This window comes from Brevundimonas sp. AVps31 (assembly GCF_058681355.1).
Map to the genome: position 1 here is coordinate 469,953 of NZ_CM178736.1, position 23,562 is coordinate 493,514.

The 23,562-nt window shown below is 68.4% G+C and carries 32 protein-coding genes; 11 read left to right on the forward strand and 21 right to left on the reverse strand.

The window, feature by feature from the left end; all coding sequences use genetic code 11:
* The first annotated feature begins 6 nt into the window (after nt 1–6).
* From ACW174_RS02220 to ACW174_RS02245, 6 genes are all read left to right on the forward strand, one after another.
* Nucleotides 7–1,002: a glycosylasparaginase gene (locus ACW174_RS02220; RefSeq protein WP_492016062.1), complete on the forward strand. Its 996-nt coding sequence runs from the start codon at nt 7–9 to the stop codon at nt 1,000–1,002.
* Complete coding sequence (locus ACW174_RS02225; RefSeq protein ID WP_492016063.1) at nt 999–1,517, forward strand: GNAT family N-acetyltransferase; 519 nt, start codon at nt 999–1,001, stop codon at nt 1,515–1,517. Before ACW174_RS02220 ends, ACW174_RS02225 begins: the two co-directional genes overlap by 4 nt.
* A 52-nt stretch (nt 1,518–1,569) precedes the next feature.
* Nucleotides 1,570–1,809 (forward strand): BolA family protein, encoded by a 240-nt coding sequence (locus ACW174_RS02230; protein WP_492016064.1) that lies wholly within the window; start codon nt 1,570–1,572, stop codon nt 1,807–1,809.
* Between the two features lie 4 nt (nt 1,810–1,813).
* Nucleotides 1,814–2,737, forward strand: a complete 924-nt coding sequence (locus tag ACW174_RS02235) for an aldo/keto reductase (RefSeq protein WP_492016065.1) — start codon at nt 1,814–1,816, stop codon at nt 2,735–2,737.
* 143 nt (nt 2,738–2,880) lie between these two features.
* Nucleotides 2,881–3,234 carry a Grx4 family monothiol glutaredoxin gene (grxD, locus tag ACW174_RS02240; protein WP_492016066.1) on the forward strand — a complete coding sequence of 118 codons (354 nt, stop codon included), beginning with the start codon at nt 2,881–2,883 and terminating at the stop codon, nt 3,232–3,234.
* Complete coding sequence (locus tag ACW174_RS02245) at nt 3,234–3,662, forward strand: acyl-CoA thioesterase (RefSeq protein WP_492016067.1); 429 nt, start codon at nt 3,234–3,236, stop codon at nt 3,660–3,662. Before grxD ends, ACW174_RS02245 begins: the two co-directional genes overlap by 1 nt.
* 56 nt (nt 3,663–3,718) lie before the next feature.
* On the opposite strand, the gene ACW174_RS02250 is transcribed toward ACW174_RS02245, so the two are convergent.
* Together ACW174_RS02250 and ACW174_RS02255 are read right to left on the reverse strand one after the other, a co-directional pair.
* Entirely contained in the window at nt 3,719–4,102 is a 384-nt protein-coding gene (locus ACW174_RS02250; RefSeq protein ID WP_492016068.1) for a hypothetical protein, read from the reverse strand.
* Entirely contained in the window at nt 4,099–4,227 is a 129-nt protein-coding gene (locus ACW174_RS02255) for a hypothetical protein (RefSeq protein WP_492016069.1), read from the reverse strand. The genes ACW174_RS02250 and ACW174_RS02255 overlap by 4 nt, the downstream gene beginning before the upstream one ends.
* A gap of 159 nt (nt 4,228–4,386) precedes the next feature.
* On the opposite strand from ACW174_RS02255, the gene ACW174_RS02260 reads away from it, so the two are divergent.
* Entirely contained in the window at nt 4,387–5,499 is a 1,113-nt protein-coding gene (locus tag ACW174_RS02260) for an NADH:flavin oxidoreductase/NADH oxidase (protein WP_492016070.1), read from the forward strand.
* Nucleotides 5,500–5,508: 9 nt separating this feature from the next.
* Here the strand turns inward: ACW174_RS02260 and ACW174_RS02265 are convergent, their stop codons facing one another.
* The 6 genes from ACW174_RS02265 to ACW174_RS02290 form a co-directional block, all read right to left on the reverse strand.
* Nucleotides 5,509–5,898 carry a hypothetical protein gene (locus ACW174_RS02265; protein WP_492016071.1) on the reverse strand — a complete coding sequence of 130 codons (390 nt, stop codon included), beginning with the start codon at nt 5,896–5,898 and terminating at the stop codon, nt 5,509–5,511.
* 144 nt (nt 5,899–6,042) lie between these two features.
* Nucleotides 6,043–6,660 (reverse strand): 30S ribosomal protein S4, encoded by a 618-nt coding sequence (gene rpsD, locus ACW174_RS02270; protein WP_492016072.1) that lies wholly within the window; start codon nt 6,658–6,660, stop codon nt 6,043–6,045.
* A gap of 178 nt (nt 6,661–6,838) precedes the next feature.
* Nucleotides 6,839–8,350, reverse strand: coding sequence for an alpha-N-arabinofuranosidase (locus tag ACW174_RS02275; RefSeq protein ID WP_492016073.1), 1,512 nt, complete (start codon nt 8,348–8,350; stop codon nt 6,839–6,841).
* Nucleotides 8,351–8,413: 63 nt separating this feature from the next.
* Nucleotides 8,414–9,349 carry an MBL fold metallo-hydrolase gene (locus ACW174_RS02280; protein WP_492016074.1) on the reverse strand — a complete coding sequence of 312 codons (936 nt, stop codon included), beginning with the start codon at nt 9,347–9,349 and terminating at the stop codon, nt 8,414–8,416.
* A gap of 64 nt (nt 9,350–9,413) precedes the next feature.
* A complete protein-coding gene (locus ACW174_RS02285) occupies nt 9,414–10,994 on the reverse strand; it encodes a GH39 family glycosyl hydrolase (RefSeq protein WP_492016075.1) in 1,581 nt (526 codons plus the stop codon).
* Between the two features lie 115 nt (nt 10,995–11,109).
* Nucleotides 11,110–11,721: a superoxide dismutase gene (locus ACW174_RS02290; protein ID WP_492016076.1), complete on the reverse strand. Its 612-nt coding sequence runs from the start codon at nt 11,719–11,721 to the stop codon at nt 11,110–11,112.
* A 203-nt stretch (nt 11,722–11,924) separates the two neighbouring features.
* Between ACW174_RS02290 and ACW174_RS02295 the strand changes: the two genes are divergently transcribed.
* On the forward strand, nt 11,925–12,158 hold the full coding sequence (locus ACW174_RS02295; RefSeq protein ID WP_492016077.1) for a hypothetical protein: 234 nt from the start codon (nt 11,925–11,927) through the stop codon (nt 12,156–12,158).
* On the opposite strand, the gene ACW174_RS02300 is transcribed toward ACW174_RS02295, so the two are convergent.
* From ACW174_RS02300 to ACW174_RS02330, 7 genes are all read right to left on the reverse strand, one after another.
* A complete protein-coding gene (locus ACW174_RS02300; RefSeq protein ID WP_492016078.1) occupies nt 12,155–12,379 on the reverse strand; it encodes a hypothetical protein in 225 nt (74 codons plus the stop codon). The genes ACW174_RS02295 and ACW174_RS02300 overlap by 4 nt on opposite strands.
* Complete coding sequence (locus tag ACW174_RS02305) at nt 12,376–13,338, reverse strand: DUF4350 domain-containing protein (RefSeq protein ID WP_492016079.1); 963 nt, start codon at nt 13,336–13,338, stop codon at nt 12,376–12,378. The genes ACW174_RS02300 and ACW174_RS02305 overlap by 4 nt, the downstream gene beginning before the upstream one ends.
* 26 nt (nt 13,339–13,364) lie before the next feature.
* Nucleotides 13,365–14,201: an S-formylglutathione hydrolase gene (fghA, locus tag ACW174_RS02310; RefSeq protein ID WP_492016080.1), complete on the reverse strand. Its 837-nt coding sequence runs from the start codon at nt 14,199–14,201 to the stop codon at nt 13,365–13,367.
* Complete coding sequence (locus ACW174_RS02315) at nt 14,202–14,615, reverse strand: type II toxin-antitoxin system VapC family toxin (protein WP_492016081.1); 414 nt, start codon at nt 14,613–14,615, stop codon at nt 14,202–14,204.
* Nucleotides 14,612–14,839, reverse strand: a complete 228-nt coding sequence (locus ACW174_RS02320; RefSeq protein ID WP_492016082.1) for a FitA-like ribbon-helix-helix domain-containing protein — start codon at nt 14,837–14,839, stop codon at nt 14,612–14,614. Before ACW174_RS02320 ends, ACW174_RS02315 begins: the two co-directional genes overlap by 4 nt.
* Nucleotides 14,840–14,879: 40 nt before the next feature.
* On the reverse strand, nt 14,880–15,260 hold the full coding sequence (locus tag ACW174_RS02325) for a VOC family protein (RefSeq protein WP_492016083.1): 381 nt from the start codon (nt 15,258–15,260) through the stop codon (nt 14,880–14,882).
* 62 nt (nt 15,261–15,322) lie between these two features.
* A complete protein-coding gene (locus ACW174_RS02330; RefSeq protein ID WP_492016084.1) occupies nt 15,323–16,429 on the reverse strand; it encodes an S-(hydroxymethyl)glutathione dehydrogenase/class III alcohol dehydrogenase in 1,107 nt (368 codons plus the stop codon).
* A gap of 61 nt (nt 16,430–16,490) precedes the next feature.
* On the opposite strand from ACW174_RS02330, the gene ACW174_RS02335 reads away from it, so the two are divergent.
* Nucleotides 16,491–17,210, forward strand: coding sequence for an NAD-dependent deacylase (locus ACW174_RS02335; RefSeq protein WP_492016085.1), 720 nt, complete (start codon nt 16,491–16,493; stop codon nt 17,208–17,210).
* Here the strand turns inward: ACW174_RS02335 and ACW174_RS02340 are convergent.
* The 4 genes from ACW174_RS02340 to ACW174_RS02355 all read right to left on the reverse strand — a co-directional run bounded on the left by ACW174_RS02340 (nt 17,207) and on the right by ACW174_RS02355 (nt 20,266).
* Nucleotides 17,207–17,776, reverse strand: coding sequence for a manganese efflux pump MntP (locus tag ACW174_RS02340; protein WP_492016086.1), 570 nt, complete (start codon nt 17,774–17,776; stop codon nt 17,207–17,209). The two genes, ACW174_RS02335 and ACW174_RS02340, sit on opposite strands and share 4 nt — an antisense overlap.
* Before the next feature lie 234 nt (nt 17,777–18,010).
* Nucleotides 18,011–18,334 carry a YnfA family protein gene (locus ACW174_RS02345; protein ID WP_492016087.1) on the reverse strand — a complete coding sequence of 108 codons (324 nt, stop codon included), beginning with the start codon at nt 18,332–18,334 and terminating at the stop codon, nt 18,011–18,013.
* Nucleotides 18,331–19,122 (reverse strand): RNA methyltransferase, encoded by a 792-nt coding sequence (locus ACW174_RS02350; protein ID WP_492016088.1) that lies wholly within the window; start codon nt 19,120–19,122, stop codon nt 18,331–18,333. Before ACW174_RS02350 ends, ACW174_RS02345 begins: the two co-directional genes overlap by 4 nt.
* Nucleotides 19,123–19,237: 115 nt before the next feature.
* Complete coding sequence (locus ACW174_RS02355) at nt 19,238–20,266, reverse strand: phospholipase C/P1 nuclease family protein (RefSeq protein WP_492016089.1); 1,029 nt, start codon at nt 20,264–20,266, stop codon at nt 19,238–19,240.
* Between the two features lie 134 nt (nt 20,267–20,400).
* On the opposite strand from ACW174_RS02355, the gene ACW174_RS02360 reads away from it, so the two are divergent.
* Nucleotides 20,401–21,450, forward strand: coding sequence for a M28 family metallopeptidase (locus ACW174_RS02360; protein WP_492016090.1), 1,050 nt, complete (start codon nt 20,401–20,403; stop codon nt 21,448–21,450).
* Nucleotides 21,451–21,668: 218 nt separating this feature from the next.
* On the opposite strand, the gene ACW174_RS02365 is transcribed toward ACW174_RS02360, so the two are convergent.
* Nucleotides 21,669–22,253 carry a glutathione S-transferase family protein gene (locus tag ACW174_RS02365; RefSeq protein ID WP_492016091.1) on the reverse strand — a complete coding sequence of 195 codons (585 nt, stop codon included), beginning with the start codon at nt 22,251–22,253 and terminating at the stop codon, nt 21,669–21,671.
* A 219-nt stretch (nt 22,254–22,472) separates the two neighbouring features.
* Between ACW174_RS02365 and ACW174_RS02370 the strand changes: the two genes are divergently transcribed.
* Nucleotides 22,473–23,087 (forward strand): 3D domain-containing protein, encoded by a 615-nt coding sequence (locus tag ACW174_RS02370; protein WP_492016092.1) that lies wholly within the window; start codon nt 22,473–22,475, stop codon nt 23,085–23,087.
* A gap of 92 nt (nt 23,088–23,179) precedes the next feature.
* Here ACW174_RS02370 and ACW174_RS02375 read toward each other — a convergent pair whose 3' ends face one another.
* Nucleotides 23,180–23,503 (reverse strand): Mpo1-like protein, encoded by a 324-nt coding sequence (locus ACW174_RS02375; RefSeq protein WP_492016093.1) that lies wholly within the window; start codon nt 23,501–23,503, stop codon nt 23,180–23,182.
* Between the last annotated feature and the right edge of the window lie 59 nt (nt 23,504–23,562).

Sequence of the window (23,562 nt, forward strand, 5' to 3'; positions counted from 1 at the left end):
GGCTCCATGACCACCACACGCCGCACCCTCCTGACCGCCGCGCCCCTGACGGCCCTCGCGACCGCCGCCGTGGCGCAAGCGTCCACGCCCCCCGCCGTGATGATCTCCACCTGGGATTTCGGCGCCGCCGCCAACGCCGCCGGCTGGGCCGCGCGTCAGGCGGGCGGCTCGGCCCTCGACATGGTCGAGGCGGGCGGCAAGGTCGCGGAGCTGGACGAGAATAACTCATCGGTTGGTCTGGGCGGCCTGCCGGACCGCGACGGCCACGTCACCCTCGACGCCTGCGTCATGACCTGGGCCGGCGACATCGGCGCCGTCTGCGCGCTGGAGGATGTCGTCCACGCCGTCTCGGTCGCCCGCGCGGTGATGGAGAAGACGCCCCACACCATGCTGGTCGGGGCGGGCGCGCGGGCCTTCGCGGTCGATCAGGGCTTCCCCACGCAGAACCTGCTGACGCCCCGCGCGGAGGCCGCCTGGCGCGAATGGCTGGTCACCGCGCAGTACGCCCCGCGCGCCAACAGCGAGAACACCGACTGGCGCGCCATGCCCGGCGGCCCCGGCAATCATGACACCATCGGCCTGATCGCCATCGGGGCCGACCATCGCATGGCCGGCGCCTGCACCACCTCCGGCATGGCTTTCAAGATGCGCGGCCGGGTCGGCGACAGCCCCCTGATCGGCGCGGGCCTCTATGTCGATGACGCGGTCGGCGGGGCCACCGCCACCGGCGTGGGCGAGGATGTCGTGCGCGTCGCCGGCGCCCATTCGGTGGTCGAGGCCATGCGCCAGGGCCTCGACCCCACCGCCGCCTGCCGTCTGGTGATCGAACGCCTCGCCAGACTGCGCGGATCGAAAGTCGCCGCGTCCCAGGTCGCCCTGCTGGCGCTGGACAAACAGGGCCGCGCCGGCGCCTTCGCCCTCCAGCCCGGCTTCACCTACGCCGTCACCGACGCCACGGGCCGGACCCGTATCGAGCGGGCCGCTGCCCTGTTCGGCGCGTGACCACCACCCTGACCACCGATCGCCTGACCCTCACCCCGGTCCAGGCCTCGGACTTTCCGGACCTCGCCCGGCTCTGGGGTGATCCGGCCTTCGCCACCGCCATCTTCCCCACCGCCCTGTCCAGCGAGGACGTCTGGTTCCGCCTGCTGCGCGACATCGGTCACTGGGAGGCGCTGGGCTACGGCAACTGGTCGATCCGCGAAACCGCGACCGGCGACTATGTCGGCAGCGTCGGCGTCTTCGACTATCGCCGCCTGATGGACCCGTCCTTCGACGCGCCCGAGCTGGGCTGGGGCGTCGCGCCCCGCCATCAGGGCAGGGGTCTGGCGTTCGAGGCCCTGTCCGCCGCCCTCGCCTGGGCCGACGACGCCCTCAACGCCCCCCGCACCGTCTGCATGATCGCCCCCGACAACACCCCTTCGCATGCTCTCGCGAAGCGAGCCGGCTACGCCCCGTACGCCCACACCACCTACAAGGGCGCCCCGGTCGTCCTGCTGGAGCGGCTGTCAGCCTGACATTAAGGTTTACGCGCCATTCTCCGGTCTGAACTCCGGAGTGCGTCCGTCCATGCCCATGCCCGTCGAAGAGCTTCGCGCCCATCTGACCGAGGCCTTCCCCGATGCCGAGATCGCCATCGACGATCTGGCCGGGGACGGCGATCATTATCGCGCGCGGATCGTCTCGTCGGCCTTCGCAGGTTTGTCGCGCGTGAAGCAGCACCAGCTCGTCTATGCCGCCCTGAAGGGCAAGATGGGCGGCGAGCTGCATGCCCTGGCTCTCGAAACCTCGGTCCCGTCGGAGGGCTGACCCCATGCGCTATCGTCCCTTCGGCAATGTCGGACAGGCCGTTTCGGTCGTCACCCTCAGCCTCGGCCCCCGCGATATCGCGGGCGGCCCCGAAGCCGGACGCGAGCTGATCTATTCGGCGCTGGAAGCCGGCATCAACAGCTACCGCCTGACCTCCGCCGATCCGGTGCTGGCCGAGGTGCTGGGCGAGGCCCTGCGCAATGTCGATCGCAAGCTGGTGCAGGTGGCCCTGACCCTCGGCGCCGGCGACGGCCGCCGCGGCTCGGATCGCGACTTCTCCGCCGAGGGCATGACCAGCGCCATCGACCGCGCCCTGCACGCCTCGGGCCTCGGCTGGTTCGACCTGGCCGTGCTGGACCAGCCTGAAGATCACGAACTGCCCCAGTCGTCGCTGAATGCGCTCAAGGCCCTGCGCGCCACCCAGCGCGTTCGCCTGCTGGGCATCTCGGGCGAGGGCGAGGTGATGGACACCTATGTCTCCACCGGCGCCTTCGACGTGCTGCTCACGCCCTTTCACGTCAACTCGCCCTGGCAGATCCGGTCGCGCCTGCGCGACGCCCGTGAGCGCGACATGGCCATCTTCGTCTACGGCTATTTCCCGGACACCCTGGACACGGTGAAAAAGGCGACGACGGCCCATGAGGAAAAGAAGGGCTTCTTCGGCTTCGGCAAAGCCGCGGCGCGTCCGAAGCACGACCCGCTGGCGGGCGCGGGCACCTTCGCCTTCCTGCACCAGACCAATGCCTGGTCGGCCGAGGCCATCTGTCTGGCCTACGCCCTGACCGATCCGTCGGTCGCCAGCATCCTGATCGAGGCCTCGACCATCGAGCGGCTGAACGACCTCGCCATGGTTCCGGACCGCGACCTGCCTCCTGGCCTCGCGGCGCAGATCGAGATGGCCCGTGTCGCCGGCGCCAAGGCCGCCTGACCTCTGCGCGACGTGCGGATGGGGCCGTCCTGACCCGAAATCGGAGTATGGCTCAGCCCCCCTCGGGCCATCCACGACGCCGCATGCCCTTGACCCCCGGCCCGCGCGACCCTAGCTGACGGCCTTCACTGAAAGGCCCTGCCGTGACCGATCAAGCTGTCGCAGACCCCGTCCACGCCTTCATCGCCGACACCGTCGCCCAACACGACGTGGTCCTGTTCATGAAGGGCACCCCGGACGCGCCGCGCTGCGGCTTCTCCTCGCTGTCGGTCCAGATCCTCGACCACGTCGGCGCGTCGTTCGTCGGCGTCGACGTGCTGCAGGACGAAGCCCTGCGCGAAGGCATCAAGACCTTCACCGACTGGCCGACCATCCCGCAGCTCTACGTGAAGGGCGAGTTCGTGGGCGGCTCGGACATCATCCGCGAGATGTTCAACGCCGGTGAGCTTCAGACCCTCATGACCGACAAGGGCGTGCCGCTGGGTCAGGAAGACTGATGGCCCGCCCCCAGCTGGAGCCGCGCGAGGACCGCGAGATCTTCGTCCTCCCGCTGGAGGTCCGTCCCGAACACATCGACGAGAACGGCCACGTCAACAACGTGGTCTATGTCGGCTGGCTGCAGGACGCGGGCACCGCCCACTGGAACGCCAGCTTCGATGAGGCGACCCGCACGAAATGGTCTTGGGTCGGGGTGCGGCACGAGATCGACTATTTCCGTCCCCTCATGCCCGACGCCGTCGATGTGAAGGCGCGCACCTGGGTCGGCGACCCCCAGGGTCCACGCTTCAACCGCTACGTCCGGATCGAGGATGCCGAGGGTCGCCTGTGCGCCCAGGGCGTGACCGAATGGGTGCTGGTGGACTCCACGACCATGCGGCCGCACCGCATCCCCGCGGACATGCTGCCGGCCTTCGCCAAACAATAGTCTGGCGCGAAATTGAGAAGGGCCGGGACGCTGTGCGCTCCGGCCCTTTCGTGTGTTCAGAGCCGGGTCGGGTTCAGCAACCGCGTCTGTGTTCCGGGCTCGACGCCCAGTTCGCTCAGGGACCAACTGACCTCCACCCCGTCGGGAACCAGCGCCTTGCACAGGTCCTCGGCGGTGCGCCGCAGGGCGATGTTGGTCACCCCGTCATCCGCCGGCGTCAGATCGACCGCGAAATGGGTCGTATCCGTACAGCCGTTGGAGTCGACGCGGGCCATCAGTCGGCCGTCCACGATCCGCGCCGAGCGCACCGCTTCAAGCGTCGGTTTGGCATGGTCGGTCCAGTTGACCGTGACGTCCCGTTCACCGGACTCGTTGGCCCAGATGACGCAGCCCGACAGCAGCGGCGCAACCAGCGCCGCCGCGATCAGTACGCGGATCACTGACCCGCGTCCGCCGGCGACTGGTGCACGACGCGGGTGGTCGGCTTGTCGGTGGCGATGATGATGCAGCCGCCCAGCGACGGAGCAGCGATGGCGAGAATGAGCACGAGGGCGAGACGACGCATTTGGAAATCCCCTTCCAGACAATGAGAGCGCTTCCTGGTGAAGCTTGAGCCCAATCTGCCGTCAGCCGGGCGGAAAGACACGTGAACAATCGGACAGACGGCCCTTGTCTGGATCGGCATCCGGCATAGCTACCGTTCTGATCCTCCCCGGAGCCTTTCATGAGCCAGTTGTTCACCTCGCGCGCCGTCGGCCCCCTGACCCTGCGCAATCGCATCGTGGTCGCGCCGATGTGCCAGTACTCGGCGGTCGACGGCGTGCCTCAGCCCTGGCACGCCCAGCACCTCGGGCGACTGGCCCTGTCGGGCGCCGGCCTGGTCATCGTCGAGGCGACGGGCGTGGAGCCCGAAGGCCGCATCACCCCGGCCGACACCGGCCTGTGGAACGACGATCAGGAAACCGCCTTCGCCGCCCTGCTCAGCGGCATCCGCAGCTATTCCGACACCCCCATCGGCATCCAACTGGGTCACGCCGGCCGCAAGGCCTCCACGACCCCGCCCTGGCGCGGCAGCGCGGCTGTCAGGCCGGAGGACGGCGCCTGGACCACCTCCGCCCCCTCCGCCATCCCCTTCAAGGCGGACTGGCATACGCCGGTCGCGCTGGACGAGGCCGGGATGCAGCGCATTATCGACGCCTTCGTCGCCGCCGCCGGCCGCGCCCTGCGCGCCGGTTTCGATCTGGTCGAGCTGCACGCCGCCCACGGCTACCTGCTCAGCGAATTCCTCTCCCCCATCTCCAACAGGCGGACGGATGACTACGGCGGCTCCAACGAGAACCGCATGCGCTTCCCCCTACGGGTCGCGCAGGCCCTGCGCGACGCCTGGCCCCGCGACAGGGCGCTGGGCGTCCGCTTCAACGGCTCGGACTGGGTCGATGACGGCGTCAGCCTCGAGGACGTTCAGGCCTTCGCCAGGGCCGTGCACGCCATCGGCTACGACTATCTGCACATCTCCTCGGGCGGCAACGTCGCCGAGGCCCGCATCCCGGGCGGCGAACCGGGCTATCAGCTGCCCTTCGCGGAGGCTGTGAAGGCCGCCGTGCCCGAGGCCAACGTCATCGCCGTGGGCATGATCTACGACCCGGCCCAGGCCGAGGCCATTGTCAGCGAGGGCAGGGCGGACTTTGTCGGCATCGCCCGCGCCGTTCTGGACGACCCCCACTGGGGCCACCATGCCGCGGTCGCCCTGGGCGTCCCCGAGGGTCTGCCGAAACAGTATGAGCGGGCGGGCCGGACGACCTGGCGGGCCTATGACCGGGTCCACCCGGCCGCCTGAGGCCGGGCCTCAGGTCGAGGGCGTCAGCTGGTAAGGGTTCTCGACGGAAACGCGGGACCCCGGCGCCAGCCCCAGTTCCTCGAACGACCAGCGCATCTCCACGCCTTGGGGCTGCGATCGGGTGCAGCGATCCTCATTGATGCGGCGCAGGGTGATGACCGAGCCGCCGCCGGCCTGCCGCACGACGGCGGTCAGATCGGCCTTTTGGGTGCAGCCGTTCGAGCTGACCCAGAACACCGCCTGGTCCTGCCCGATCGCCGCGGCGTGGATCGGCTCAATCTGGCCCGGCAGGACCTCCGCGCGATCATCGGCACCGGACAGCCAGCGCCCGGCAGTCGTGCATCCCGACAGGGCGACGCAGACCAGCAGCAAGGCCGCGAACGGCGCTGACGACTTCATTCCGACCTCCCGCTGAATCCTTGGCCCAGCGCAATGTGCCTTTGTTCGGCCCGGAAGTGAACCGCCCCCCGCCGTCCGCCAAAGCAAAAGGGCCCCGGATTGCTCCGGAGCCCTTCAACTTTGATTGCGCTGACGCGCCAGACCTTACGACGAGTAGTATTCGACGACCAGGTTCGGCTCCATCTTCACCGGGTACGGCACGTCGGCCAGTTCCGGCACGCGGACGTAGCGGACCGAGAAGCCGCGATCACCGAGCTCGAGGTAGTCAGGCACATCGCGTTCCGACGACTGCTGGGCTTCGAGCACCAGCGCCATGGCGCGGCTCTTTTCCTTGACCTCGATGACCTGACCCGGCTTCACGCGGTACGAACCGATGTCGACCTTCTTGCCGTCGACGGTCACGTGGCCGTGGCTGACGAACTGACGAGCGGCCCAGACGGTCGGGACGAACTTGGCGCGATAGACGATCGCGTCCAGGCGCGATTCCAGCAGACCGATCAGGTTTTCCGAGCTGTTGCCCTTGCGGCGCGTGGCTTCGGTGTAGGTCGCGGAGAATTGCTTCTCGGTGATGTTGCCGTAGTAGCCCTTCAGCTTCTGCTTGGCCTTCAGCTGCAGACCAAAGTCAGAGACCTTGGACTTGCGGCGCTGACCGTGCTGGCCGGGGCCGTACGAACGCTTGTTCACCGGGGACTTCGAACGGCCCCACAGGTTTTCACCCATGACCCGATCGAGTTTGTACTTGGCGCTGTGGCGCTTGGACATGAAGTCACTCTCTGTAGCGATGCGGCCCGGTCCCTCCCCAACTGGAGAGACAATCCCAACGGCGGTCCACGCATCATCCGTCATAAATCCCGCGCCCGACCGGAGTCGGGTGCGCGAAGGCGGCGCTTATGCCCATGGACAGGCCCTGAGTCAACGCTGCGGCGGTCGGATCGCGCCCCTAACGGAGCTCCAGCACCACCAGCGCCTTGGCTGGCAGCCGGGCGATCAGCACCCCGTCCTCGATCCGCGCATCCCGGAAGACCGTCGGGACGATCGTCGCCGGCTGTTCGAAGGTGTTGTGCGCATCCATCCGGTCCGAGGTCAGCACCCGCCCCGCGACGGTCCGCCCATGCGCGCCGTCCAGCCGGATGCGGACCTCGGTCGCTTGCGCCGGATCCAGATTGACCAGCGCCACATGTACCCGCCCGTCGTCACTGCGCGCGGCGGTCACATCGAGCCTGTCGGCGCCGTCCGCCTCCAGCGTCACCGGCAGGACCGCGGCGTTGCGGAACGGCTTGTAGAGCATGAAGGCGTGATAGGTCGGGGTCAGGGTCATGCGCGGCCCGTCCGTCAGGATCAGCGCCTGCAGCACATTGACCATCTGCGCCACATTGCTCATCCGCACCCGGTCCGCATGCCGGTGGAAGATGTTGAAATGCACCGCCGCCAGCAGGGCGTCGCGCAGCGAGTTCTGCTGCTGAAGGTGGCCGGCCACCGTCCCCGGCGTCGGATCATACCAGGCGCCCCATTCATCGACCGCCAGCCCGACCCGTCCCTCCGGGTCATACTCATCCATGATGGCGTCGTGGCCCCGGATCATCTCCTCGATGCGGTAGGCCTGCCGGAAGGTCGCGTCCCACTCCGCCTCGTCGAACCCGACCGACGCCCCCTTCCGCGCCCAGTCGCCCGTCGGCAGGGTGTAATAGTGCAGCGACAACTGGTCGAAATTGTCCCGCCCGTCCCGCATCAGCGTCCGGGTCCAGTCATAGTCCGCGGCGTTCGGCCCGGAGGCGACGGACACGGTCCCCTCCGGCATGACGAAGCCGACGTACTGGCGCATCAGGTCGGTGTAATAGCTCGCCCGCATCCGCCCGCCGCAACCCCACGGCTCGTTGCCCAGTCCGAGGTAGTCGATCTTCCACGGCCGCTCCCGCCCGTTGGCGCGCCGTTCCTGCGCCAGGGTCGAGCGGGTGTCCGAGGTGATGTACTCGACCCACTGCGCCGCCTCGGCGGGCGTGCCCGAGCCCATATTGATGCTCAGATAGGTCTTCGCCCCGATCAGTTCGGCGAAGTCGAAGAATTCGTGGGTGCCGAAGGCGTTGTCTTCCTCGCTGTTGCCCCACCACCGGTTCAGCGTCACGGGGCGGTCGGCGCGCGGACCGACGCCGTCGCGCCAGTGATAGGTGTCGGCGTAGCACCCGCCCGGCCAGCGCACGACCGGGACCTCCAGCGCCTTCAGCGCCCCGACCACGTCGTTGCGGAAGCCGCGCGTATTCGGGATGGCGGAGTCTTCCCCGACCCAGATGCCGCCGGTGATGCCGCTGCCCAGCTGTTCCATGAACTGGCCGTGCACGTCCGGGTTCACCCGTGCGCCCGGCTGGTCCAGACGGAGACTGCCGCGCACATCGGCCGACGCCGGCCCGGCGGCCAGCAGAATCGCCGCCACAACGCCTGAAATGATCGCCCGCATAGCCCGCCCCCGCCGTCTTTTGTTAGCGGTAACAGACCAGATGCGAGCGGCCGCGTGAAGAGGTTACGGCGCGGGCGCGGCCTGCGGCGTCCAGACGAAACCATCATCCTGGCGCTGGATGTGGCCCAGGCCGGGGAAGGGGAAGTGGGGGGCGTAGATCAACAGGTTCTGCGACGCCGACCGCTCCAGCAGGCCCTGACGGGTGGCGATCGCCGACGGGCTGTCGCCGTCCCAGGCGTTCGTCCAGTCGGGCCGCTGCACCGAAAGGATCGAACTGTGCAACGCATCGCCGATGTACAGCAGCCGCCCGCCGCCCTGCGCGATCTCATAGGCCGAATGGCCCGGCGTATGCCCGTCCAGCGAGACGGCGGTGATGTTCGGCGCCACCTCCGCGCCCGGTGCGAAGGCCCGCACCTTCGGCGTGATGACCCGCACCAGATCGGCCATCTCGGCGTCCGCCTGCAGGGCCGTCCATTCCGGGATGCTCAGCCGGATCGTCGCATTGGGGAAGACCAGGGCGCCATTGGCCACCAGTCCGCCGACGTGATCGCCGTGCGCGTGCGAGATCAGGATGTCGGTCACCTGCGCCGGCGTCACGCCCGCCTCGCGCAGTGAGGTCTGCAGCCGGCCTTCAGTCCCCATCCCGCCGCCCGCGCCGGTGTCGATCAGCACGATCCGGTCGCCGTCCTTCACCAGCAGGGGCTGGATCGAAAGATGAATGCTGTCGTCGGTCACGCCTTGGGCGCGCAGCAGGGCCGAGACCTGGGCCGCATTGCCCCACGGACTTTCCTTCGCCGTCGCGGGCAGGACGATGTTGCCGTCCTTCAGCGCCACCGCCTCCAGCTGACCGATGCGGAAGGCGTGGATCGTCGCCTCCGTCGCCACGGCCGGGACGGGCGCGGGGGCCTGCGCCGTCGCCTTCTTCTCGGTGTCGGGCGAACAGGCGCCCAGGGCGGCGAGGATCAGGCCGGCGGCGGCGAGGCGGGCGTGGAAGGTCATGACGGCTCCGGGATGGCTTACGGCAACGCCTGATCTGGGGCGTCCGCGCCGAACCGCCACCCCGTCAGGGCGCTTCCGGCGTGAATTCCGCCAGAACGACGTCATAAACCTTCATCGGCAGCTCCAGCCGCGCCCGACCGTCCGCGCCCACGACCACCGACCGAACCTCGGGCGAGTCCCGGGTCAGGGTCTGAAGTTGCTCCACCTGCGCAGCGGTCAGAGTCTCGGGCCGGCCCATCTCCAGATAGGCGGTGTAAGCGTCGTTGCTGCGGAAGCCCACGCGGCGAACCTCCACGCGATACCGTCCGGGCGTCAGCCCCCCGGCCTCGATCCGCAGCGGCGCCGCCTCGGGGGCCGGCTGCACGGCGCGGAAATAGGGCCGGTTGCTGACCGTCTGGTCCGGCGCCTGATACCGCCAGGCCAGCACCTGCAACGTCCGCCCATCCAGCGTCACGATGCTTTCGGGGTCCGCATTGGCCAGCTCCACATCGCCCAGCCGCGCCAGGTATTTGTAGGCGAACCACGCCGGCTTGCGGATGCCCTGCGGATTCAGCAGGCCGAAACCGCCGTCGAACGGACGGGTCTGCGGCCCCGGCTCCTCGAACAGATCCGAATAGGTCCAGTAGCTCATGCCCTGCACCAGCCCCTCGACCGGCTTCAGCCGGCTCAGGATGTAGGCGGCGCTCAGGGGACTGTCGTGCACCGGATCACGCGGATTGTAGCTGGTGCTCCATTCGGTGAAGTACAGCGGCAGGCCCGGCGTCGCCGACGCCTCGATCTGCTCCCGCACCCGGCGCACATCGCCGATCACCGCGTCCGGGTTGGGCGACAGCTTGTTGTCCCCCTCCCCGTTCTCATCCAGGAAGCCGCCGTCCACGCCATAGGTGTGGGTGGTCACGAAATCGACCGGAGCGTCATGCGCCCGGGCATAGGCCAGCAGCTCCGGCACCCAGGCCGCGCCCGCCGTCGAGGGCCCGCCCACCGGCAGGGCCGGGTCGATCGCCTTGATGACCCGCGCCGTCCGCACATACAGGTCGAAATAGGCCGCCTGATCGGCCCGCTCCCAGAAGCCGTCCAGATTGGGCTCGTTCCAGACCTCGAAGAACCAGGTCCGCACCTCCTCAGCGCCATAGCGTTCGATCAGGTGGCGGACGAAGGCGTCCACCAGCGCGTCCCACTTGTCCGGCTGGGGATGGGAGGTGTTGCCCTTCCAGTAGAAGATCGTCAGGTCCGAGGTCCGCATGTCGTGCGGGGTGAAACCCAGTTCCACGAACGGCTTGATCCCCATGGCCAGGAACCGGTCGTACAGGGCGTCGATCCTGGTGAAGTCATAGACCGGCTGCCCGTCGACCTCGCGATAGACGCCCATGTCGTCATGGAAGATGGCGTGGAAGCGGATGTATCGGAACCCCAGCTCCTTGCGGGCGACCTGCAACTGCGCCAGCGCATCCTCGCGCCCGGTCACCGCGGGATAGTCCGCGCCGACGGAGAAATCGGCCATCCGGTCCCGCGGTCGGCTGTCCGCCGTCGCATCCGCCACGATGACCCGCGGCTCTTGCGCCACCGCCGCAGCCCCGGTCAGCAACACGCCCGACGCGGCCATCGCCGCCGCCGCACGCCTCGCGTGCTTCGCCCAGTCCCTCATGTCTCGCTCCCCGGCGATCTGTTCGTTAGGAACGATGTTAGCGCTAACATTCACAAACACAAGAAAGGCGCCGCATCGCTGCGGCGCCTTTCCGAAACCCCGACTGTGGCCGGCCTTACTTGGCGGCGTCGTACAGTTCGTTGACCTTGTTCCAGTTCACCACGGACCAGAAGGCCTTCAGGTAGTCGACCCGGCGGTTCTGGTACTTCAGGTAGTAGGCGTGCTCCCACACGTCGGCGGCCAGAAGGACAGCGCCCTTCTCGTCGGCCACGTCCATCAGCGGGTTGTCCTGGTTCGGGGTCGAGGTGACCTTCAGCTTGCCGTCCTGCAGGATCAGCCAGGCCCAGCCCGAGCCGAACTGGCCGGCGCCGGCGGCGTCGAAGTCCGCCTTGAACTTGTCCAGACCGCCCAGCTCGGCGTCGATCTTGGCGGCCAGTTCAGCCGACGGCTCGCCCGCCTTGTCGGCCGGGGCCAGCAGTTCCCAGAACAGGCTGTGGTTCCAGTGACCGCCGCCGTTGTTGCGGACGGCCTTGGGGGCCTTGGAGATGTTGGCGAACAGCTCTTCCAGCGACTTGCCCTGCAGCGAGGCGTCGGCGTCGACGGCCTTGTTCAGGTTGTCGACATAGGTCTGGTGATGCTTGTCGTGGTGGAAGGTCATCGTCTCCTTGTCGATGGCCGGCTCCAGGGCGTCATAGGCGTACGGAAGGGGCGGAAGGGTGAAGGCCATGGAGGGCTCCTGTCGACAGGTTGATCTGAACCGCATGTAGGCGCCGAGACCGTTCAGCCAAAGGCGCCGCAGCGGGATTTTGTCAGGCGTTGAACGCCCGCGGCCCCTCAAAGGCTGCATCCGACGCGCGGTCAAGCTTGTATCGACGCCTTGCGCGGCGCCGGCGAACATCGGATTGTGGGGTCTGTCGCCGGAGCCGCCGCATGATCGCCCCTCGCCCCGCCCTGCTGACCGCCCTCGTCCTGCTGGGCCTCGCCGGCTGCGCGGCCGGTGAACCGATCACGGCCGCCTCCAGCTGCCACACCCGCGACGGCCAGTTCGTCAACGCGCCGGGCTGCACCATCAGCTATTCCACGTCGCGCACCGTCACCACCTCGACGACCACGACCACCGTGACCACGCCCACGCCCGCCGCCGAGGCGAAGGACGAGCGTTAGTCCTTCGGCAGGTTGGCCTTCATGCAGTCGCGCACGGCCCGGCGGTGGTCGCCCAGCGCCATCATGTAGTCGACGCCCGCCGCCGCGAACGCGACCTTGGTCGCCGCGTCCAGACCCTCGGGCAGGGCCGCGACCACCTTCTTCTGTCCTTTTTCGTGCAGACAGAAGCCGACCTCGCTGCACAGCGCCGCGAACATCGCATCGTACCGGTCGTCGCTCATCTCAGTCCCTCAAGGCGGCTCAGCCAGTGCAGCAGGTTCAACGCGAACTGCTGATCGTCATGGCCGGGGGTCTGTAGACCGAAAACGACGTCCTCGCGCCCGGATTCGGCGGGAAACTTCACCACCTGCGCCGTCAGCATCCCGGCCTCGCCCAGAACCACGACCCGTCCGCGCCCATGGGCGAACGCCAGTCCCTGCGCCGGAAGGGCCGGCTGCGACAGTTCGGCCAGCACGGCCTCGGCCGCCTCTCCGGCCTCTAGCCGCCGATCAATCTGCTGCAGGGTCGGCAGGTCGCGGGCCTCGCGCGCGTCAGCGCTCATCGCCAGCAGCACTGTTGCGCCCTCCGGCCCGCGCAGCGACTGGCCGGTGAAGGTGCGGACGCGGCGAACCCGTTCACTCTCGTCGCGACCGGCCACGACGGGGTGGTCGCCCAACGCCTGGGCCGGATAGTCGAGATTGGTCAGCGGCCCCTCGGGCGTCGGGACAAAGGCGTATCCCTTGCCCATCTCGACGCCCAGCGCCCGGCCCAGCGTCTCATTGGCGCTGCCATAGGGGGCGTGGTCGGCGGCCAGCAACAGGGCGCCGCCCTCGCGCACCCAGGCCTCCAGCACAGCGATCTCGGCGGCGGTGAAGGCGTCCGGGCGGCTGCCGTCCGCCGGTCGCACGGCGTTGGAGATCACCAGCACATCGACGCCGTCCAGCGCGCCGGGTTGATCCAGCGCCTGCTCGCCCGCCCGGACGCGATAGCCGTCGGCCCGCGCCAGGGCGGCGAAGCCCGCATACCGACCGTCGATCGTCTGCACGCTGCCATGGGCCGCATCCAGCTGGATCAGCGGCCCCTCGCCCGCATAGGCGGGCCGCGCCACGGTCGGACGGAAGGACGGATCGCCCATCTGCTCCTGCGCCACCGCGGGCGCGGCCAGCAGCAGGACGGACAGGACGAATACGCACCACGTCATCGACGTCACTCCGGTTCGCCCGGAGCTTACGCCTTCAGCCGCGCCGCGTGGAAGGCCACATGGTCGGCGATGAAACTGGCCATGAAGAAGTAGGAATGGTCGTAGCCCGGCTGCATCCGCACCGTGACCTTCTGCCCGATCGCCTTGCCCGCCGCGATCAGCAGTTCCGGCTTCAACTGGTCCGTCAGGAAGCTGTCGGCGTCGCCCTGATCCACCAGAATGTCGTCATAGACGCCGTGCGCGGCGCCGCCCTCGATCAGCAGGGCCGCATCATGTTTGGCCCACTCCGCCCGGTCCTCGCCCAGATAGGCGGTGAAGGCCTTTTCGCCCCATGCACACCGGGTCGGCGAACTGATGGGCGCGAAGGCCGAGACCGACTGGAACAGCTCCGGATGACGCAGCGCCAGCGTCAGCGCCCCGTGCCCGCCCATCGAATGGCCCGAGATGGAGCGCGCCCCGGTGGTCGGGAATTCCGCGTCGATCAGGTCGATCAGCTCGCCCGTGACATAGCTTTCCATGCGGAAATGCGGGGCCCACGGCGTCTGGGTCGCATCGACATAGAAACCCGCGCCCTGCCCCAGATCATAGGCCGGATCGTCGGCGACGCCCTCGCCCCGCGGCGAGGTGTCCGGCGCCACGATGATCACCCCGTGCTCGGCCGCGGCGGCGTAGGCCCCGGCCTTGGTGGTGAAATTGTCCTCGGTGCAGGTCAGGCCCGACAGCCAGATCAGCACCGGGAACGGCCCCTCCCCGCCCGGGACGAAGACCGACAGGGTCATCGGCGTGCCCGTCGTCGCGCTGTCATGCTTCAGATAACGCAGCGTGCCGCCGTGGACGGTGTGGGTCTTGGTGGTTTGGAACATTCAGACAGCCTTTGACAGGTAACGAACATCGACGCCGAGATCTGCGGCGCGAGCGGCCAGACGCTTGTCCACGGTCGCCAGAACCAACCCGTCACGCCGAGCCAGGGCGATATAGAGGCAGTCGTAAACGGCATGATCGAGCGATGCGCTCAGCCTTTGCGCCGCCTCGATCAGGTCTTCGTCCGCAACCAGCTCAAGGCGCCCGACCACGCTGGACACCACGGCGCAGGCGCTATCGATGTCCAGCAATCCGGCGCGCACATACTTCCAGAGCGTGTTCGCCAGCTCGACCTGCACGAAGGCGGGCGCAACCCCCTCGATGCCATCACGCACAGCCAGGGCATCCTCAAACAGGGGATCGTCTGGCAGGTACCATTTCATGATCAGGCTGGCGTCCAGGACGACCCGGCTCACCGATCCCGGTCCTCGCGGATCAGGGCTGTGCTGTCCAGGGTGGCTCCGCGCAGTTGTTCTCGTACACGCGTCGCCACGGCCTCGAACCGCTCTTCAGCCAGATGCACCTCACGGGCCGCCATATCGCGGAATTTCTGCTCCAGCGACATGTTCTCGCGCTCGGCGATACGCTTGAGCCGCGCCACCACCGCATCATCCAGATTGCGAACAAGAACCTGAGCCATGCAGGAATGCTAGCACACCGCTAGCATTCCTGCCAGCGGATCACTTCGGACGGTGCAGGGCGCAGATCTTGTTGCCCGACGGGTCGCGCAGATAGGACAGATACAGGGCGCCGAACGGGCCCTTGCGTTCGCCGGGCGGATCCTCGATCGACGTGCCGCCCGCCGCGACGCCGGCGTCGTGGAAGGCCTTCACGGCCTCCTCATCGCGCGCCCCGAAGCCGATGGTGCCGCCGTTGGCGTGGCAGGCGGGATCGCCGTCCAGGGGTTTGGTGATCGCGAAGGCCCCGCGCGGCGTCCGCCACCAGTAGCGGCCCCGGTCGTCCGGCTGGCCGGGCTCGATGCCCAGCGCGCCCAGCGCCGCGTCATAGAATTTGCGCGACGCCTCGATGTCGTTCGCGCCCACGGTGATGTGTGTGAACATGTCTTCCTCCCTCAGGTCGCCCGACTTCGCACGAGTCCGTTGCTTTTAGCAACCCTATGCGATCAGAACACCACCACCGAGCGGATGCTCTTGCCCTCATGCATCAGGTCGAAGGCCTTGTTGATGTCTTCCAGACCGAAGGTGTGGGTGATCATCGGATCGATCTCGATCTTGCCGTCCATGTACCAGTCGACGATCTTCGGCGTGTCGGTGCGGCCGCGCGCACCGCCGAAGGCCGAGCCCTTCCAGACCCGGCCGGTGACCAGCTGGAACGGACGCGTCGCGATCTCCTTGCCCGCCTCGGCCACGCCGATGATGATGCTTTCGCCCCAGCCGCGATGGCAGGCCTCCAGCGCCTGACGCATGACCACGGTGTTGCCGGTGCAGTCGAAGGTGTAGTCCGCGCCGCCGCCGGTCAGCTCGACCAGATGGGCGACCACGTCCGACACGTCCTTGGGATTGACGAAATGGGTCATGCCGAAGCGGCGGCCCCACTCTTCCTTGTCGGGGTTCAGGTCCACGCCGATGATCATGTCGGCGCCGACCATCTTCAGCCCCTGGATGACGTTCAGCCCGATGCCGCCCAGACCGAAGACGACCGCATTGGCGCCCGGCTCGACCTTGGCCGAGTTGACCACCGCGCCCACGCCCGTGGTCACGCCGCAGCCGACGTAGCAGGCCTTGTCGAACGGCGCGTCCTTGCGGATCTTGGCCAGGGCGATCTCGGGCAGCACGGTGTAGTTCGAGAAGGTCGAGCAGCCCATATAGTGGGCGATCGCCTGCCCCTTGTAGCTGAAGCGGCTGGTGCCGTCGGGCATCAGCCCCTGGCCCTGGGTGCCCCGGATCGCCGTGCAAAGGTTGGTCTTGCGGCTCAGGCACGACTTACACTGGCGACATTCCGGCGTGTACAGCGGGATCACGTGATCGCCGACCGCGACCGAGGTCACGCCCGGCCCGACCTCGACCACCACCCCCGCGCCCTCGTGGCCCAGAATGCTCGGGAAGATCCCCTCCGAGTCCAGCCCGTCCAGCGTATAGGCGTCGGTGTGGCAGATGCCGGTGGCCTTGATCTCGACCAGCACCTCCCCGGCGCGCGGCCCCTCCAGATCGACCTCGACGATCTCGAGCGGGCGTTTGGCCTCGAAGGCGACGGCGGCGCGGGTTTTCATGGCGGGGAGCTCCTGTGCGTTGCCGCTCTTCTAGGACAGACCATCGATGCTATGGAACCACATGGGTCACAGAAACCTCGTCATCCTCACCGGCGCCGGCATCTCGGCCGAGAGCGGCCTGCCGACCTTCCGCGCCTCGGACGGTCTGTGGATGAGCCATCGCGTGCAGGATCTCGCCACGCCGGAGGCCTTCACCCGTGACCCCGCCCTGGTGCAGGACTTCTACAACCAGCGCCGTCGACAGCTGGCCGAGGTTCAGCCCAACCCGGCCCATCATGCGCTGGCCGAACTGGCCGCGCGGTGGGAGGGCGATTTCCTGCTGGTCACCCAGAACGTCGACGACCTGCACGACCGCGCCCATGCCCTGCAGCCGCCCGCCCCCGGCTTCGAGCTGATCCACATGCACGGCGAACTGCTGAAGGCGCACTGCACCGCCACCGGCGCGGTCATCGACTGTCCCGGCGACCTCGAGCCGCGCCACGCCAGCCCCTTCAGCCCGGACGGCTGGCTGCGTCCCCACATCGTCTGGTTCGGCGAGACGCCCCTGCGGATGGAGCGGATCGAGGCGGCGATCAAGGCGGCCGACCTGTTCGTCTCCATCGGCACCTCGGGCGCGGTTTATCCCGCCGCCGGCTTCGTGCGGGACGCCCGCCGCGCCGGGGCCCGGACAGTGGAGATCAATCTGGAGCCGACCGACGGCTCGCGCCGGTTCGACACACTGATCTACGGCCCGGCGAGCGAAACCGTGCCCGCCTTCGTGGACGACCTGCTGAACCCCTAGGTCAGCCAGCCCATATGCTCGGCCAGGATGCCGAGGCCGATCAGGATCAGCGCCACCCCGCCCAGGAACTCGGCGACCTTGCCGAAGCGACGGCCCACGGCCTTTCCGATCAGCATGCCGATGGTGGTCGCCACAAAGGTCGTGAAGCCGATCGAGGCCGCGATGATCCAGATATTGGCGCCGATAAAGGCCAGCCCCACGCCCACCGCCGCCGCGTCGATGCTGGTGCCGACCGCCGTGGCGATCAGGGCCAGCACCCCGTTGCGGGCCAGCCGCGCGCCGTCATCGTCCTCGACGGGCTGGAAGGCTTCCCACAGCATCTTGGCCCCCACCGCGCCCAGCAGGCCGAAGGCGATCCAGTGGTCCACCTGCTCGACGAAGCCCGCCGCGATCAGGCCCAGCCCCCAGCCGATCAGCGGGGTGATCGCCTCGATGACGCCGAACACCAGACCGTTGCGAACCGCGGTGGCGAAAGGGGGACGATGCGCCGCGCCGCGCCCGACGGCGGCGGCGAAGGCGTCGGTCGACATGCTGAGCGACAGCACCGCGATGGACAGAGGGGTCATCAATTGAAATCCGCCGGACGCACGAGACAGCGCGCTCGCGTCCCCGCCGGTTGGGGATCGCAAGGCACGCTGGTCTCGCCAGGCGGACGCTCGGTCCGCTGATCGCACCACGAGCCCCGATCCTCAGGATCGAAGTCTGCGAGTGTGTTGACGCGATCCCGGCTGAACGTCGCCGGCGGCTACTCCCCAACGAGGCGGCTCCTACAGGAACCGTTCCGGCCGATCAACCGCGTCTCAGCCCCGGGGCGCGAACAGGATGATCCCCGCCCCCGCCAGACAGACCGCGCCGCCGATCAGGTCCCAGCGGTCCGGCGGGCTCTTCTCCACCACCGCCATCCACGCCAGCGAGGCGCAGATATAGACCCCGCCATAGGCCGCGAACGCCCGCCCCGCCGCATCGGTCGGCACGAAGGTCAGCAACCAGGCGAAGGCGATCAGACAGGCCACGCCCGGAACCAGCCACAGCGGCGACCGGTCCAGCTTCAGCCAGGCCCAGAAGGCGAAACAGCCCGCGATCTCCGCCAGAGCCGCCAGCGGATAGATGAGGACGAGCTTCACTCGCCGTCGGCTTTCTTCCCCGCCGCCGCCCGCGCTTCCGCCATCTTGGCCAGCACCCGGCCGCGCCCCTTGGCCAGGGCGTGGATGGCGCCGCGGAAGGTCGCGACCTCCTGCTCGCTGAAGGCCGAGCGGCCCAGCATGACGCGCAGGTTCTGGCTCATCGACCGCTTCTTCTCGGGCGGGAAGAAGAAGCCGCCGGCCTCCAGCTCCGCCTCGAAATGCTCGTACATCCCGATCAGCAGTTCGTTCGACGCGGGCGGATCAATCTCCCGGAAGCGCGGCGGCGGAGCGTCCAGGATCAGGGTGCGCCACTCATAGGCGTTGATCGACACCGCCTGCGCGAGGTTGAGCGAATGGTGTCGGGGGTCGATCGGAATGGTGACGATCCCGGCGGTCAGGGCGATGTCGGTCGTCTCCAGCCCCGCCCGTTCGCCCCCGAACAACAGGCCCGTCTTCAGGCCGGACGCCGTGTCGTCATACAGGATGCGGGCCGACTCGCGCGGCGTGCGCACCGGCATCCGCGTCTCGCGCGGGCGGGCGGTGGTCGAAAAGACGGTGTTCAGGTCCGCGACCGCCTCGGCCACGCTGTCGAACACCTTCACGCCCTCCAGCACCCAGTCGGCGCCCGAGGCCGTGGCCCAGGCCCGATCCTGCGGCCAGCCGTCGCGCGGGCTGACGAGGCGCAGTTCGGACAGGCCGAAATTGGCCATCACCCGCGCCACCGCGCCGATGTTCTCGGCCATCTGGGACTTGTCGAGGATGACGACGGGAGGGGTCAGGTCAGACATGGGCGACGCAGGTGAAGAGGTGAAAAGTGCGGGTGAGCGAGGGGGCGGCCCCGGTCCGGGCCACCGGTGCGATCTCGCTCACCTCCGGCTCACTAACACTCTTCACCCGTGAAGATCAGTCCTCGCCGTACATCGCGACCCAGGGATCGACCGTCCCGGCCTCGACCTCGGCCACCTTCACGGCGGGCCAGCCGATGTTGTCGTCGGCCGAGTCGCGCCACGCCAGGATGTAGAAGTCCCGCAGTTCCGCGGCGCCGGCAGCCAGTCGGGCGATGGTGAATTGGGCGCCGCGTGCGTCACCCTCGGCGAAACCGCCGGCCTTCTCCAGACGATAGAAGGGCGTCGCCTCGGCCAGCGTGGTCCGCAGATAGGCCGGCACCCGGGCGCGCAGGTCGAAGCCGTCCAGCTTCGGCGCGGCCATGGCGGCCTCGATGGCGTCCAGACGGGCGACGCGGGCGGTAAAGGCGCCCTCGAACATGCCGTGGGTCTGGCGCGAGGTCGTGAAGCCTTCCGGGTTGGGCGTGTTCCGGTCCCAGCCATTGTAGTGGATGGTCGTGTGGTGCGGCTGCGAGCCGTCGCCGATGTAGTGGCCCAGCACGCCCATGTCGCGCAGGATCAGGGCCTCGCGGCGCTCCCGGTCCACCCGATACCAGGCCCGCTTGGCCGGATCGCTCTCACGCGCTTCCTGGGCGTTCAGCACGCGCCAGTAGGCGAAGTCCCGCACCAGGTTCTGATAGGCGTCCCAGATCGCATACGGCAGATAGCCCGCGTCATCGACGTCCAGACCGGCGGCGGTCAGGGCGGCGTCATACTCCGACTTCAGGCGCGGCAGGGCGTCGACCGACGGCCCGGAGGCGTTGAAGACGAACCCGTTGTCGTCCAGATCGACGAAGTGGGCCGTGTCCCGCTCACGGTCATGCGGCTGGCCGCCGCCCTTCCAGCGGTCCGGCTCGCGCGACAGCTCGCCGACGTCGGCCACCGCGTCGGGCGAGCGCAGGAAGGCGGGCATGTCGTCCGGCAGGGCGCGCATGGCGGCGACGCCGATCAGGCGATGTCCGGTATTGCCCCAGGCCTGAACGGCGGCGGGAACGGCGACGGCGGCCAGCGCGCAGACGGCGGCGGCGGCGAGGGCGAAACGCTTCATGGCAGGCAGGTCCGGACTGTGGAGGCTCAGGGGTTAAATGCGCCTCGCCGTCAGGTCCAGCGGAGTCTTCGTCACAGCTTGACCGGCACGCCGCCGCACCCCTAACCCTGACCGTCCCTGTTCGGAGGTTTCCCGTGTTCAAGCGTTCCCTGATGCTGGCCGTCGGCCTGATGGCTCTCGCGCCCGTCGCCTTCGGTCCCGCCGCCTTCGCCCAGACGGCCGCGCCGGCCCCGGCGTCGGTCGCCGCCCCGCAGCACCTGATGGTCGAGCAGGCGCGGGTCGAGGCGCATGAAGCCTTCCTGGCCGGCGACGCCCTGCGCGGTCGCGGCAGCGCCACCCCGGACGAGGCCGTGGCCGCGGCCTATGTCGCCGCCCGGTTCGCCGAATACGGTCTCAAGCCCGCGCCCGGCATGACCGGCTATCTCCAGACCGCCGGCGTGGTGCAGCGTCCGGCCACCCAGCCGAACCGCCGCCCGCGTTGGGACGTGGTCGCCCCGGAAGGCGCCGAGCGGATCACCACCAACGCCATCGGCTGGCTGCAGGGCTCGGACCCGCAGGCGGGCGTCATCATGATCTCGGCCCACCTCGACCACCTCGGCGTTCGCGATGGCGTCATCATGCACGGCGCCAATGACGACGCCTCGGGCGTGGCGGCGGTGCTGGAACTGGCCCGGACCCTGGCGGCGGGCGAGCAGCCGAAACGCTCCATCCTGTTCGTCTGCTATGGCGCCGAGGAGATGGGCCTGCTCGGCTCCCTGTGGTTCGCGCGCAATCCGCCCGTGCCGATCGACAGCATCGTCGCCAACCTCGAGATCGAGATGATCGGCCAGCAGGACCCGAACATGCCGGCGGGCATCATGATGATGACCGGTTTCGAGCGCTCCAATTTCGGCCCGACGCTGAAGGACCGGGGCGCCCTGATCGCGCCCGACATCTATCCGGACCAGAATTTCTTCGAGCGCTCGGACAACTACCAGCTGGCCCTGCAGGGCGTGGTCGCCCACACCATTTCGGGCTGGGCCACCATTCCGAACTACCACACCGCCGAAGACACCATCGAAAACCTGGACTTCCCCTTCATGACCCGGGCCATCCAGTCCCTGGTCGAGCCCATCCGCTGGATGGCCACCGGCGACTTCAAACCGGAATGGGCCGAAGGCGGCCGACCGGTTCCGCGGCAGTAACCTGCTTGCGGCTTGTCATCCCGGACGCTGCGCAGCAGCGATCCGGGACGCGCCCTACACACTCGATATCCACGCCCGGAAAGCGCTTGCGCTTATCCGGGCGACAGCCTGCCGGCGCTCGCCTTCTCCCGGCTCAGCCCAAGGGCTGTCCGGGAGAATAATTAGATTGGGGACCGTCGTCCCGGATCGACGCTTCGCGCCGTCCGGGATGACAAGCGTCACCTGATCCCGAACACCCCTTCCACCCGGCTGACCCACGCCCGCACGTTCGGGTAGGCCTCCATCCCGAACCCGCCCTCGTGCGCCACGCGCGTGTAGGCGACCAGCGCCAGGTCGGCCAACGACGCCGCCTCCCCGGCCAGCCAGTCGCGCGCCTCCAGCCCGGCCTCCATCCGCGCCAGCGCCGCATGGCCGCGCTCCATCAGCCGCGGGTCGATCTCCTCCGCCGTCCTGCCCGCGATGGCGCGCTGGTACCGCGCCACGGCGATACAGGGCTCGTGGCTGTACTGCTCCCAGAACAGCCATTCGAACATCTTCGCCCGGTCGTAGGGATCGGCGGGGATCAGGGCCGTCCCCTCCCCCATGTGGACAAGTATGGCGTTCGACTGCGCCAGCGGCCGTCCGTCCTCCAATACAATCGTCGGCGTCTGCCCGGCGGGGTTCAGGGCCAGAAACTGTGGAGATCGGGTCACACCGGTTGTGACATCAGTTTCGACCCAGCGATAATCACGCCCGATGAAGTCGAGCAACCACTTGACCTTCAAACAGTTGCCGGACCGAATATCACCATACAAAGTAAGCATCGCCCACCAGCAAAGAGTTTGTAACCTGCGAATACAGCTTACAGACTTGTCTGGCACTGCCAAGCCGGGTTCCGCTTAACCGTCCAGAAGGTCCACTTATCCACGGATGAACCGGACAGGGGGTCGCACCCGGAGCCGCAAGTCTGGTTTTTGCCACATTTGAGACCGACAAGCCCCTCGCCGGACGCGTCAGGGGCCGGTGATTCCGCGAGTCTGCTCATGTTCGGCACTGCCGCCGCGTTCGCCCTCATCTGGGCGATGACCTTCCCCGCGCAAGCGGATGTCGCCGGCGATCCGGTCACCTACGAAGCTGCTTCGGCGCAGTCGTGGGGCGCCGATCAAACCGACGCGACGCCTGAAGGTTCCAACGCCGGCGCCGAGGTCGAACTGACCGACGAGCAACAGTCCCTGATGGACGCCGACGCCCGCTGGAGCGCCTCGGCGCGCCTCTATCACGCCGGCGGTGGCGGGGCGACGGGCAATGACAGCCTCGGCTGCCGCCCGGTCGCCATGCGCACCGTGGCCACCGATCCCCGCTATATTCCGCGCCGCTCGCGCCTGTTCATTCCCGAGACGGTCGGCCTGCGTCTGGCCGACGGGACCGTCCATGACGGCTATTGGTACGCCTCCGACACCGGCGGCGCGATCAAGGGCCAGAAGATCGACATCTACACCGGCCACGGCCGCGGTTCGATGCAACAGGCCATGCGCCTGAACATGCGCACCCTGACCATCGTCGACGCCGGCCGCTTCGACGGCTGCCCGCCCTCGTGGGACGCCCCGCGCGCCCCGCTGATGGCCGCCTCGACCCGCACCGTCGGCGTCTCCAACTAACACTCACCGCTCAGGCAGCGCGCCGCCGCGCGGCGAGCGATAGCGCCCGCAAAACAAAACCCCCGGCTCGCCAGAGCCGGGGGTTTTGTGTTTCAGAACTTCCGTTGGCCGCTGACCGTTTCGAAGAACATCCGCCAGTCGCCCATCAGGCTCCACAGCGGGTATTTGAACGTCGCCGGCCGGTTCTTCTCGAAGAAGAAATGCCCCACCCAGGCGAAGCCGTAGCCGATCACCGGCAGGGCCAGCAGCCACCAGGCGTTGCGCGTCACCAGCGCCAGCACCGCCACCGCGATCACCAGGGCCGAGCCCACGATGTGGATCCGCCGGCACGTCCGGTTGGAGTGCTCGTGGATGTAGTACGGATAGAACTGGCGGAACGACTGATAGCGTTCGCCGGGCGCGGGCGGGGTGCTCATGCCGCGACGTTCCCCCCGGAACGGCGTGCGGTCAAGCGTTCACCATGCCTGTCAGCGCC

Excerpts from the sequence above, each read along its gene's own strand:
- ACW174_RS02220 (WP_492016062.1), top strand. The coding sequence starts at position 7 with ATGACCACCACACGCCGCACCCTCCTGACCGCCGCGCCCCTGACGGCC.
- ACW174_RS02230 (WP_492016064.1), top strand. The coding sequence starts at position 1,570 with ATGCCCATGCCCGTCGAAGAGCTTCGCGCCCATCTGACCGAGGCCTTC.
- ACW174_RS02235 (WP_492016065.1), top strand. The coding sequence starts at position 1,814 with ATGCGCTATCGTCCCTTCGGCAATGTCGGACAGGCCGTTTCGGTCGTC.
- ACW174_RS02245 (WP_492016067.1), top strand. The coding sequence starts at position 3,234 with ATGGCCCGCCCCCAGCTGGAGCCGCGCGAGGACCGCGAGATCTTCGTC.
- ACW174_RS02255 (WP_492016069.1), bottom strand. The coding sequence starts at position 4,227 with ATGCGTCGTCTCGCCCTCGTGCTCATTCTCGCCATCGCTGCTCCGTCG.
- ACW174_RS02260 (WP_492016070.1), top strand. The coding sequence starts at position 4,387 with ATGAGCCAGTTGTTCACCTCGCGCGCCGTCGGCCCCCTGACCCTGCGC.
- ACW174_RS02265 (WP_492016071.1), bottom strand. The coding sequence starts at position 5,898 with ATGAAGTCGTCAGCGCCGTTCGCGGCCTTGCTGCTGGTCTGCGTCGCC.
- rpsD (WP_492016072.1), bottom strand. The coding sequence starts at position 6,660 with ATGTCCAAGCGCCACAGCGCCAAGTACAAACTCGATCGGGTCATGGGT.
- ACW174_RS02275 (WP_492016073.1), bottom strand. The coding sequence starts at position 8,350 with ATGCGGGCGATCATTTCAGGCGTTGTGGCGGCGATTCTGCTGGCCGCC.
- ACW174_RS02280 (WP_492016074.1), bottom strand. The coding sequence starts at position 9,349 with ATGACCTTCCACGCCCGCCTCGCCGCCGCCGGCCTGATCCTCGCCGCC.
- ACW174_RS02285 (WP_492016075.1), bottom strand. The coding sequence starts at position 10,994 with ATGAGGGACTGGGCGAAGCACGCGAGGCGTGCGGCGGCGGCGATGGCC.
- ACW174_RS02290 (WP_492016076.1), bottom strand. The coding sequence starts at position 11,721 with ATGGCCTTCACCCTTCCGCCCCTTCCGTACGCCTATGACGCCCTGGAG.
- ACW174_RS02295 (WP_492016077.1), top strand. The coding sequence starts at position 11,925 with ATGATCGCCCCTCGCCCCGCCCTGCTGACCGCCCTCGTCCTGCTGGGC.
- ACW174_RS02300 (WP_492016078.1), bottom strand. The coding sequence starts at position 12,379 with ATGAGCGACGACCGGTACGATGCGATGTTCGCGGCGCTGTGCAGCGAG.
- ACW174_RS02305 (WP_492016079.1), bottom strand. The coding sequence starts at position 13,338 with ATGACGTGGTGCGTATTCGTCCTGTCCGTCCTGCTGCTGGCCGCGCCC.
- fghA (WP_492016080.1), bottom strand. The coding sequence starts at position 14,201 with ATGTTCCAAACCACCAAGACCCACACCGTCCACGGCGGCACGCTGCGT.
- ACW174_RS02320 (WP_492016082.1), bottom strand. The coding sequence starts at position 14,839 with ATGGCTCAGGTTCTTGTTCGCAATCTGGATGATGCGGTGGTGGCGCGG.
- ACW174_RS02325 (WP_492016083.1), bottom strand. The coding sequence starts at position 15,260 with ATGTTCACACACATCACCGTGGGCGCGAACGACATCGAGGCGTCGCGC.
- ACW174_RS02330 (WP_492016084.1), bottom strand. The coding sequence starts at position 16,429 with ATGAAAACCCGCGCCGCCGTCGCCTTCGAGGCCAAACGCCCGCTCGAG.
- ACW174_RS02335 (WP_492016085.1), top strand. The coding sequence starts at position 16,491 with ATGGGTCACAGAAACCTCGTCATCCTCACCGGCGCCGGCATCTCGGCC.
- ACW174_RS02340 (WP_492016086.1), bottom strand. The coding sequence starts at position 17,776 with ATGACCCCTCTGTCCATCGCGGTGCTGTCGCTCAGCATGTCGACCGAC.
- ACW174_RS02350 (WP_492016088.1), bottom strand. The coding sequence starts at position 19,122 with ATGTCTGACCTGACCCCTCCCGTCGTCATCCTCGACAAGTCCCAGATG.
- ACW174_RS02355 (WP_492016089.1), bottom strand. The coding sequence starts at position 20,266 with ATGAAGCGTTTCGCCCTCGCCGCCGCCGCCGTCTGCGCGCTGGCCGCC.
- ACW174_RS02365 (WP_492016091.1), bottom strand. The coding sequence starts at position 22,253 with ATGCTTACTTTGTATGGTGATATTCGGTCCGGCAACTGTTTGAAGGTC.
- ACW174_RS02370 (WP_492016092.1), top strand. The coding sequence starts at position 22,473 with ATGTTCGGCACTGCCGCCGCGTTCGCCCTCATCTGGGCGATGACCTTC.
- ACW174_RS02375 (WP_492016093.1), bottom strand. The coding sequence starts at position 23,503 with ATGAGCACCCCGCCCGCGCCCGGCGAACGCTATCAGTCGTTCCGCCAG.